This window comes from Pseudomonas sp. SDO5532_S415 (assembly GCF_054071155.1).
On sequence record NZ_JBSVWS010000186.1, the window covers coordinates 1 to 10,399 of the forward strand.

The 10,399-nt window shown below is 61.0% G+C and carries 6 protein-coding genes; 5 read left to right on the forward strand and 1 reads right to left on the reverse strand.

Annotation, left to right across the window (positions count from 1 at the left end):
* Nucleotides 1-78 precede the first annotated feature (78 nt).
* Complete coding sequence (gene pvdP, locus ACW9HW_RS26015) at nucleotides 79-1,698, reverse strand: pyoverdine maturation tyrosinase PvdP (RefSeq protein ID WP_457402152.1); 1,620 nt, start codon at nucleotides 1,696-1,698, stop codon at nucleotides 79-81.
* 336 nt (nucleotides 1,699-2,034) lie between these two features.
* Here pvdP and pvdM point away from each other — a divergent pair, with 336 nt between their 5' ends.
* The 5 genes from pvdM to ACW9HW_RS26040 all read left to right on the forward strand — a co-directional run bounded on the left by pvdM (nucleotide 2,035) and on the right by ACW9HW_RS26040 (nucleotide 10,281).
* The gene (pvdM, locus tag ACW9HW_RS26020; RefSeq protein WP_457402154.1) at nucleotides 2,035-3,384 is read left to right on the forward strand and encodes a pyoverdine-tailoring dipeptidase-like protein PvdM; all 1,350 of its coding nucleotides are present in this window, start codon (nucleotides 2,035-2,037) and stop codon (nucleotides 3,382-3,384) included.
* 28 nt (nucleotides 3,385-3,412) lie between these two features.
* Nucleotides 3,413-4,690: a pyoverdine-tailoring periplasmic protein PvdN gene (gene pvdN / locus ACW9HW_RS26025; RefSeq protein WP_457402155.1), complete on the forward strand. Its 1,278-nt coding sequence runs from the start codon at nucleotides 3,413-3,415 to the stop codon at nucleotides 4,688-4,690.
* A 141-nt stretch (nucleotides 4,691-4,831) separates the two neighbouring features.
* A complete protein-coding gene (pvdO, locus tag ACW9HW_RS26030; protein WP_457402157.1) occupies nucleotides 4,832-5,698 on the forward strand; it encodes a dihydropyoverdine dehydrogenase in 867 nt (288 codons plus the stop codon).
* Between the two features lie 215 nt (nucleotides 5,699-5,913).
* Nucleotides 5,914-7,563: a cyclic peptide export ABC transporter gene (locus tag ACW9HW_RS26035; RefSeq protein WP_457402159.1), complete on the forward strand. Its 1,650-nt coding sequence runs from the start codon at nucleotides 5,914-5,916 to the stop codon at nucleotides 7,561-7,563.
* A 240-nt stretch (nucleotides 7,564-7,803) separates the two neighbouring features.
* Nucleotides 7,804-10,281, forward strand: a complete 2,478-nt coding sequence (locus ACW9HW_RS26040; RefSeq protein ID WP_457402161.1) for a TonB-dependent siderophore receptor — start codon at nucleotides 7,804-7,806, stop codon at nucleotides 10,279-10,281.
* The last annotated feature ends 118 nt before the right edge of the window (nucleotides 10,282-10,399 follow it).

Sequence of the window (10,399 nt, forward strand, 5' to 3'; positions counted from 1 at the left end):
TGGACCTGTGTTCACAGAGCTAATGTGGGAGCGAGCCTGCTCGCGAAGAGGCCAGAACATTCAATATCAAAAAACCTGTCAGACCTGACTTTGTTTGGCCTTTAGATTTCGCGCATACCAAGGCCGCTGCGGCACCTTCCTGAACAGATCCTTGAGCTTCTTCTCGTCCTCGCCAAAGGTAATCCGCAGCGCCAGCTTCATGGTCTCCGGGTCCATTTCCACCGACTTGCCCGTCTGCAACCCCGGTGCAGTGCTACAGCCATGGGTGGTCGGACCCAGCCACGGGTCGCCGATTTCAACCCAGCGCCCCGGTGCGAACCACGGCACGCCATTGACCTCAAGCCGGCTGACTTCGCCGGGATGAAAGCGCTCGTGGGCGCGGAACCAGTCTTCCAGGCGATCGTCGATCCAACCGTGAAAGTGCCAGAACACCGGGCTCACATGAGACGAAAACGGATCGCCGAGGAAGTCGTTTTCCGGTGCAAACCAACGCGCGGAAAAGTCCGCCGGGTCACGGGCGAACGGTACCGGCTGGCCGTTGGACGGATCACGGGGTACCGAGGCCCAGCGCATGTGCAGCCAGTCGTGCAACCCCAACTCCACTTCCGAGCCGAACTGCCCCAGGGTCAGCTTCGACAGGTAACGCGGGTCGCGGTACTGCGATTCCCAGACCTGGAAATTGCTGTGGTACGTCTCGGCGGTCTTGATGTCGGCGACCCACTTTGAGTACTCGTCATCGTCTTCGGCCAGCCAGGTGGGCGGCAGCGCGGTACCGTCATGGTTGTCGAAATAATTGGCGAAGCCGATGCGATCCCGGGCCAGCTCCGGCTGCGGCAGCGGGAATTGCGTCCACGACGGCAAGTCCTGCAGCGAGCGCGCCGTACCGAGCATGTGCCGGTGCATGAAGAAGAAGTCTACGCCCGAACCGTTGCGATCCTTGCGCGCGCCACGGGCATCACGCTCCTTGTCCCGTGGACCAGGCTGCCAGCCGATGCCGCGCAAGGCGCTGCGCTTGTCTTCGGGCAGGTTGTGCCACTTGTCCCGGGACGCATGCCAGAGCTGGTGAAACAAGCGATGCTCGGCGGACGTCAGCCAGGCCAGCAGCGGCGCATTCAGACCGGTTCGCTCGCGGGCTTCGGGAAATACGCGCTTGACGGCGATGAAGCGATTGTCCTGGGCGGTCATCATCAACGGCCGGTCCAGATTCAACACCCGCCCACTGAGCGAGCCACTGCCGGCGTTGCCGAACCCGGCCCAGACCTCGTCCAGCGTCATGCTGAACTCGTAATCGGGGTTACCGTCGGCACTTAGCAATCGCCAGCTCAACTGCGCCGGTTTGGCGCCAGCCAGATCGCCGAGTACCCGGTAACGCGGCGCCCCGCTCGAACGCAGTCGTTCGGCGGTGTCGAGAAAACCGATCACCCCGCGACCTTTGTGGCCGATGTCGAGGAACACTTCCAACCCATCCGCCGGCAGGCCTTCAAGCCCCGCATCACGGCCTTCGAAACGGATCTGCCAGACACCACGCAAGGTATCGGCCAAACGCTGGCCGGCGACATCCGCGACATCGAACGACGCTTCGCCGGGGGTGATTGTCGGATCCGGTTTCGTCCATTGGCGATGCCCATAAAAAGCCGCAGGCACGGCAGCGCCGGTCAGCGCCAGGCCCGCCATGAACCATCGTCGAGAAATCGTCATTGCCCTACCTGTGTCAGCCATGAAGCAGGCTTTATCCAAGCTAGAACGTTGGTTGCGCCGAAAAATTTAAAAGCATTCGCGAGCAGGCTCGCTCCCACATTGACCGAGTGATCACTGAAGATCCCCTGTGGGAGCGAGCCTGCTCGCGAAGAGGCCGCACAAACACTAAATTCCTCCCCTGCTTTGACCGAATGATCACTGAAGATCCCCTGTGGGAGCGAGCCTGCTCGCGAAGAGGCCCGCACAAACACTAAATTCCTCCCCTGCTGACTCGTTCATCCCAGATAGCAAAGGCCCCTGCGCCCACAACAGGGCGGCGAACTGACTGAGACGGCAATGACAAAACCACGCTCGAAAAAGGCTCTTTTCATCGGCCTGCCGCTGGCCCTGGCGATCAGCGCCGGTGCAGGCTTCGCGGCCTGGGACTACTGGTTCAAGGACAACCCCGGCTACCCGGTCAAGGTAATGAAACAGGCCGATGAACTGCACGAACGCCTGCTCTCGTTCGACAGCCACATCACCGTGCCCATGGACTTCGGCACCGCCGGCAACGAAGCAGACAAGGACGGCAGCGGCCAGTTCGACCTGGTCAAGACCGGACGCGGACGTTTGTCCGGCGCAGCCCTGACGATTTTCGGCTGGCCGGAGATCTGGAACGGCCCCAACGCGCCCCACCGCCCTACCGCCGGTTTCATCGAAGAAGCCCGCTTCGAGCAGGAAACCCGCTACAAGATCATCAGCACCATGGTGCGCGACTATCCCAATCAGGTCGCCATCGCCTACACGCCTGACGATTTCCGCCGCCTGCACGGCGAAGGCAAGTTCGCGATCTTCATGAGCATGCTCAATGCCTACCCGCTGGGTAGCGACCTCAACGCCCTGGACAAATGGGCGGCCCGTGGCATGCGCATGTTCGGCTTCAGTTACGTGGGCAACAACGCCTGGGCCGACTCGTCGCGGCCGTTGCCGTTTTTCAACGATACCCGCGACGCCCTTGGTGGCCTTTCGGAGATCGGCAAGCAGGCCGTGCACCGCCTCAACGACCTCGGTGTAATCATCGATGTGTCGCAGATGTCGACCAAAGCCCTGGAGCAAGTCGCCCGCTTGAGCCGCACGCCGATGGTGGCGTCCCACTCGGCCCCCCGTGGCCTGGTGGACATCCCGCGCAACCTCAGCGACCAGGAAATGCAGTTGATCAAAAACAGTGGCGGCGTGGTGCAGATTGTCGGCTTCCCGACTTACATCAAACCGTTGAGCCAGGCCACCCAGGACAAACTCAATGCCCTGCGCGCGCGCTTCGACCTACAGCCGCTGCAAGGGCTGGAGATGGCGCTGATGCCGGGCGATCCGGTCATCACCGTCTGGTCCGAGCAGCGTTTCGGCGAATACGCCAGCCAGCTCTACGCCATCGTCGACGAAGAACCCAAGGCCACCCTCAAGGACTACGGCGACGCAATTGATTATGCGGTGAAGAAAATCGGCATCGACCATGTCGGCATCAGTTCCGACTTCAACGATGGCGGCGGTCTCGATGGCTGGAAGGACGTCAGCGAGGCGCGCAACGTGACCGCCGAGCTGATCAGTCGCGGTTACAGCGAAGCCGATATCGCCAAGCTCTGGGGCGGCAATTTCCTGCGGGTCTGGGACCAGGTACAGAAGTCATCCAAACCTGTGGCAAAAAACTGACTCCCCTTTGCACAAGCGAACCCAAGCCATGACCAACCGTCGTTCATTCCTCAAGCAGGCCGGCATTCTCGCCGCCGGATTGCCGCTGACTGCCGGCATGAACCTGCAGGCAGCCGCCAATCCGCAACCCTTGCCCAAGGGCAAGTGGGCGCAGTTGCGCCAGTTGTTCAATCAGGACCCGGACTACCTGCACTTCGCCAACTTCCTGGTAACCTCGCACCCCACGCCGGTGCGCAACGCCATCGATATGCACCGTGCCAACATCGACCGCAACCCCGGCCGCGCCATGGATTGGGACCTGCAGGAAACCGAGAAGCGCGAACATAACGTGCGGGTCTGGGCCGGTCGCTACCTCAATGCCAAGCCTGAACAGATCGCCCTCACCGGCAGCACCACCGAAGGCCTGGCGATGATTTATGGCGGCATTCATGTGCGTCCGGATCAGGAAATCCTGGTCAGCGAACATGAGCACTACTCGACCAATTACACCCTTGAATACCGCCAGCAGCGCCAGGGCACCCAGGTGCGCAAGCTCAAGCTGTTCGAGAACAGCCGCGACATTTCCGTGGACGAAGTGCTGGACTCGATCGCCAAAGGCATTCGCCCCGAGACCCGCGTGCTGGGCATGACCTGGGTGCAATCGGGTAGCGGCGTGAAACTGCCGATCGGCGAAATCGGCAAGCTGGTAGAAGAGCTGAATCAGAAGCGTGACGAACAAGACCGCATTCTTTATGTGGTCGACGGCGTGCACGGTTTCGGCGTCGAGGACCTCGCGTTTCCCGACATGCACTGCGACTTCTTCATCGCCGGCACCCACAAATGGATGTTCGGCCCCCGAGGCACCGGGATCATTTGTGCCCGCTCGGCCGAGCTCAAGGATGTCACGCCGATCATTCCGACCTTTTCCGAAGCCACCACCTTCTCGACCATCATGACCCCCGGTGGCTATCACAGCTTCGAACATCGCTGGGCGGCGGACGAAGCCTTCAAGCTGCATCTGGATTTGGGCAAGGCCGAGGTCCAGGCGCGCATTCACGCACTCAATACCTACGCCAAGAACCGCCTGCTGGAACAACCGCAGATCGAACTGGTCACGCCGCAAAGTCCGGAGCTTTCTGCCGGTTTCACCTTTTTCCGGGTCAAGGAACAGGACTGCGAAAAGGTCGCCAATCAGCTGATGCAAAACCGCGTGGTCTGCGATGCGGTGGAACGTGACGCCGGCCCGGTGGTGCGCATCGCCCCGGGCCTGCTCAACAGCGAAAGCGAAATCGACCGTTTCATGGCGCTGCTCAACAAGACCGCCTGACGGCCTGACACCTCCCCCCCCTGTGGGAGCGAGCCTGCTCGCGAAAGCGGACTGCCAGCCAACCTTGATGTCGACTGACACGCCCTCTTCGCGAGCGGGCTCGCTCCCACAGGGATCGTTTTTCTATGATCGAGAGGATTCATGAACAGCAATCCACTAACCCTGCCGCTCAAGGCCCTCGCCCTGACCGCCCTCATGGCCGGCGCCGCACAAGCCGCCACTCCACCGCCACCGGGCAAAGTCTTCAAGGACTGCAAGGACTGTCCCGAAATGGTCGTGCTGCCCGCCGGAACCTTCACCATGGGCACCCCGGACGATGAAGTCGGCCGCGAGCCCGATGAAGGGCCGATGCATGACGTGACCTTCGCCAAGCCATTCGCCATGAGCCGTTTCCAGGTCACCGCCGGGGAATGGGACAGCTACGTGCGCGAAAGCGGCGTGATCATCGCCAACGGCGATACCCGGCCGGGTCGCGAGTGCATCGCCAGCAAGCCGCGCTATCCGCAGAGTCCGCGCCAGCCGGCGGTATGCATGAACTTCGACGACGTGAAAAACTACGTCGCCTGGCTGTCGAAGAAGACCGGGCAGAAGTACCACATGGTCAGCGAAGCCCAGCGCGAATACGCCGCCCGTGGCGGCAGCAAAGGCCCGTTCCCCTTCCCGTTCGATGAAGGCAAGGAATACAGCATCGCCAAACACGCCAACACCTACGGCCCGGCGGATGGTTACAGCTACAGCTCGCCGGTGGGCAGCTACCCGCCCAACGCCTTCGGCATGTACGACATGCACGGCAACGTCTATGAATGGGTGGAAGACTGCGAGCACCCGAACTACGTCGGCGCCCCCACCGATGGCAGCGCCTGGCTCGAGCCCAACTGCGAAGCCGTGCGTATCCGCGGTAACGACTGGGGTGAAGCCCCGGTGTTCTCCCGCTCCGGCAATCGCAACAGCCAGTACCCGCAAGAACGTGGGGACTGGATAGGCTTTCGCGTAGTGCGCGATCTCTAAAACCACACCCCACCCACTGTGGGAGCGAGCCTGCTCGCGAAAGCGGACTGTCGGCCAGCATTAATGTCGACTGACACTCCCTCTTCGCGAGCAGGCTCGCTCCCACAGGGTTCCATGTGAAGTCGCCCTCACCACCCATCCCCCACCGCCTAAATTAACCCCTCGACCAGACGTTCTACTGGGTATCTGCCTTCCGACCCAAGGAACTGTCTTCCATGACCCAGCCTAACCGAGGCGCCATCGGCGAATTGTTCGCCCTGTTGAAACCGTTTCGACTCATCGTCGCCGCGTCCATTTTCCTGGGCATGGTCGGCGGCCTGAGCGTCACGGTGCTGCTGGCGACCATCAACAACGCCCTGCATTCCGAAAGCGGCCTGACCCAGGGCGTGGTCGCGCTGTTCGCCGGGCTGTGCCTGTTGGCGCTGGCCAGTTCGATCTGCTCGGACATCGGCACCAACTACGTCGGCCAACACATCATCGCCAAGCTGCGTAAACAGTTGGGCGAGAAAGTGCTGTCGGCGCCGATCGAACAGATCGAGCGCTATCGCAGCCATCGCTTGATCCCGGTGCTGACCCACGACGTCGACACCATCAGCGACTTTGCCTTCGCCTTCGCGCCACTGGCGATTTCCGTCACCGTGACCCTGGGCTGCATGGGCTACCTGGCGATTCTGTCGTGGCCGATGTTCCTGATCATGGTCGCCGCGATCCTGATCGGCACCGCGATCCAGGCCTACGCCCAGAGCAAGGGAGTGCAGGGTTTCATGGCCGCCCGCGACGCCGAAGACGAATTGCAGAAGCACTACAACGCGATTGCCGAGGGTGCCAAGGAACTGCGTATTCATCGTCCTCGCCGCCAGCGCATGTTCGTTTCGGGCATCAAGGCCACCGCCGAATTCATCTGCAACACCCAGGTGCGCTCGATCAACACCTTCGTCATCGCCAAGACTTTCGGCTCGATGCTGTTCTTCGTGGTCATCGGCCTGGCCCTGGCTCTGCAAACCTTCTGGCCGAGCGCCGACAAAACCGTCATGAGCGGCTTCGTGCTGGTGCTGCTGTACATGAAAGGCCCGCTGGAGCATTTGATCAGCACACTGCCGATTGTCAGCCGCGCGCAGATTGCCTTCCGCCGCATTGCCGAACTGTCCGAGCAATTCTCCACCCCTGAACCTCATCTGCTGCTCAGCGATCAGGGCAACGTCAAACCCGTCGTGCACGAGCTGCAACTGGCGGACGTGCGCTACGCCTTCCCGTCGGTCGACGGTGCCACACCGTTCCAGCTGGGGCCGGTCAACCTGACGATCAAACAGGGCGACATCACCTTCATCGTCGGCGAGAACGGTTGCGGCAAGACCACGCTGATCAAGTTGCTGCTGGGCCTGTACACGCCGCAGCAGGGGCAGATCCGTGTCAACGGCGAAGCGATCGATGCGCAGAATCGCGATGACTATCGCCAGTTGTTCACCACCATCTTCGCCGACTACTACCTGTTCGACGACGTGGCCCAGGGCGACACACAGATCCCGGAAGACGCCAACAAGTACCTGCAACGCCTGGAGATCGCGCACAAGGTCAGCGTCAAGGACGGCAACTTCACCACCACCGACCTCTCCACCGGCCAGCGCAAGCGCCTGGCCCTGGTCAATGCCTGGCTGGAGGAACGCCCCGTGCTGGTGTTCGACGAATGGGCCGCCGACCAGGACCCGACCTTCCGCCGGATCTTCTACACCGAGCTGCTGCCGGACCTCAAACGCCTGGGCAAGACCATCATCGTGATCTCCCACGATGACCGTTACTTCGATGTCGCGGACCAGTTGGTGCGCATGGAAGGCGGTCGGGTGGTCACCGAGCTGACGCCTGCCTGATCACACCCCTTACCTGTGGGAGCGGGCTTGCCCGCGATGGGGCCATCACATTCAACATTGATGCTGACTGATCCACCGCTATCGCGGGCAAGCCCGCTCCCACAGGTTTTCGCGAACTATTTGAATCTTCGAAAAATTATTTTTCCGGTTTCTTTCCGGTTTCCTGTCAGCGCTCCGTCTTAATAATCATTCCTATTAACAAAAACTCTGCACGACACTTTTCAGGAGCACAGGTAAGTAATGCGATCTCTTCCACGCCGCACACCTCTCGCGCTGGCTGTACAGCGCCCGTCTCTGCATAGAACCCTGTTGACCAGCGTTCTGCTGACCGCCACCTTGCTGGGGAGCTCGATGGCCAATGCAGCACCTGTAAAAGTGAGTATTGCCGTGCAGCCGCTGTCCAGCGCGCTGACCGAATTGGGCATGCAGACCAACCTGCAAATCCTCTACAGCCCGGATCAAGTGGCCGGCATCAAGTCCCGCGCCGTGTCCGGTTCGCTGGAGCCGTCGGCGGCCCTGGCCGAGATGCTCAAGGGCACCGGCATTTCGTTCCAGATCAATGGCAACAGCGTCACGCTGATTTCCGGCGGCGGTTCGAGCCTGCAACTGGGTGCGACCACCATTTCCGGCCAGGCCCTGGGCCTGACCACCGAAGACACCGGTTCCTACACCACCGGCGCCACCACCACCGCCACCAAGCTGCCGCTGACCATCCGCGAAACCCCGCAATCGGTCACCGTGGTGACCCGTCAGCAAATGGATGATCGCGGTGTCACCAGCGTCGCCGATGCGTTGCGCAACACCCCCGGCGTCACGGTTCAGAAGTACGACAGTGACCGTACCGAGTTTTCCGCCCGTGGTTTTGCCATCACCAACTTTCAGTACGATGGCGTCAACATTCCCTACGACGGTGTTTACGGTGAAAACCCGAACAACAGCGATGACGCAGCCAGCCTCGACCATATCGAAGTCATCAAAGGCGCGACCGGCCTGATGACCGGTGCCGGTGACCCCGCCGCCACCGTCAACCTGATCCGCAAGAAACCGACCAAGGATTTCAAGGCCTCGATCAGCGGTACCGTCGGTTCCTGGGACAACTACCGCACCGAAGGCGACATCTCCGGTTCGCTCAATGATACCGGCAGTGTGCGCGGCCGCTTCGTCGGCGCCTTGCAGGATAAAGACTCATACATCGATCACTACAGCCAGAAGAAAGACCTGTACTACGGCATCCTCGAAGCCGACCTGACCGACGATACCCTGCTGACCCTGGGTGTCGACAAATCCAGCGCGACGCCACGTGGCAGTTCCTGGACCGGTAACTCACCGTATTTCTCCGACGGTGGCCGCACCGATTTCACACGTAGTTTCAACCCGGGTGCCGACTGGAGCCGTCGTGATTTCGACAGCATCACGTACTTCGCGTCCCTGGAACAAGCGCTGGCCAATGGCTGGAAATTCAAGGCCAGCTTCGACCAGAAAACCACCGATCATGACACCCAACTGGCCTCGGCCAGCGGCGGTTACCCGAACCGCGAAACGGGCGAAGGCATGTTCTTTTACTGGGGGCGCTGGGAAGGCCATCGCGTACAGAACACGGCTGACGTGAACGTGTCTGGCCCCTTCACCCTGGGCGGTCGCGAACATGAACTGGTGGCAGGCTTCATGACCTCCCATTCCCGTCAGACCGGTGCGACTTACGACTCCACCGCCTTCGGCGAAGTGACGGGTAACATCTTTGACTGGGAAGGCCACCTGGCGAAGCAAGACTTCCCGAAAAACGGCAAGTACGAGCGTACCCAGAGCCAGAACGGCGCGTACCTGGCCACGCGCCTGCGCCCGACTGACGACTTGTCCTTCATCCTCGGCGGCCGTGTAAGCACCTACAAGTACGACGAGGACTACACCTACTACCCGGGCTCCGGCTTCGCCGACACCGAAGCCGGCTACAAGGAACATGGCGTCGTCACGCCTTACGCCGGTGTGGTGTATGACCTGGACGATACCTACTCGGTCTACGCCAGCTACACCAGCATCTACCAGCCACAAATCTACAAGGACGCCAGCGGCAAGACCCTCGAGCCGGTTGAAGGTGACAGCTACGAAACCGGCATCAAGGCGGCCTACTTCGAAGGCAAGTTGAACGCTAGCCTGGCCTTGTTCCAGATCGAGCAGGACAACGTCGCCCAGTACGTCACCACCGACACCAATACCGGTCAGGACGTCTACAAGGCAATCTCCGGGGCCAAAACCAAGGGTGTGGAACTGGAACTGGCCGGTGAACTGGCGCAAGGCTGGAACTTGTCCGCTGGCTACACCTACGCCCGTACCCGCGATCAGGACCATCAACGCATCTTCGGCTTCCCGCTGGCCACCAGCAAACCGGAACACGTGGTACGCACCTTCACCACCTACCGCCTGCCCGGCGCACTGGATCAGTTCACCGTCGGTGGCGGTGTCAGCTGGCAGAGCGCGTTTTACGGCCAGAGCTTCAGCCCGAACGTGGGTAATGGCGAAGGCGGCAGCACCATGCTCAAGCAAGGCGGCTACACCCTCGTCGACCTGATGACCCGTTATCAGTACGACGAACACCTGAGCTTCACCGCCAACGCCTACAACGTCTTCGACAAGAAGTACCTGACGGGCCTGGGCAACTTCGGCACCACCTTCTACGGCGAGCCGCGTAACTTCCAGCTGACGGCGAAATACGATTTCTGAGCGGTAAGCTGAAATGAAAAATGCCCGTATCGAGAGATGCGGGCATTTTTTTGTCTGTGGGATTTTTGGTGATTGTCAGTCAGTCTTCGCGAGCAGGCTCGCTCCCACAAGGTTATCA

What these genes read in the sequence shown, in the direction of transcription:
- ACW9HW_RS26035 (WP_457402159.1), top strand. Translation starts at nt 5,914, where the DNA reads ATGACCCAGCCTAACCGAGGCGCCATCGGCGAATTGTTCGCCCTGTTG.
- pvdP (WP_457402152.1), bottom strand. Translation starts at nt 1,698, where the DNA reads ATGACGATTTCTCGACGATGGTTCATGGCGGGCCTGGCGCTGACCGGC.
- pvdO (WP_457402157.1), top strand. Translation starts at nt 4,832, where the DNA reads ATGAACAGCAATCCACTAACCCTGCCGCTCAAGGCCCTCGCCCTGACC.
- pvdN (WP_457402155.1), top strand. Translation starts at nt 3,413, where the DNA reads ATGACCAACCGTCGTTCATTCCTCAAGCAGGCCGGCATTCTCGCCGCC.
- pvdM (WP_457402154.1), top strand. Translation starts at nt 2,035, where the DNA reads ATGACAAAACCACGCTCGAAAAAGGCTCTTTTCATCGGCCTGCCGCTG.
- ACW9HW_RS26040 (WP_457402161.1), top strand. Translation starts at nt 7,804, where the DNA reads ATGCGATCTCTTCCACGCCGCACACCTCTCGCGCTGGCTGTACAGCGC.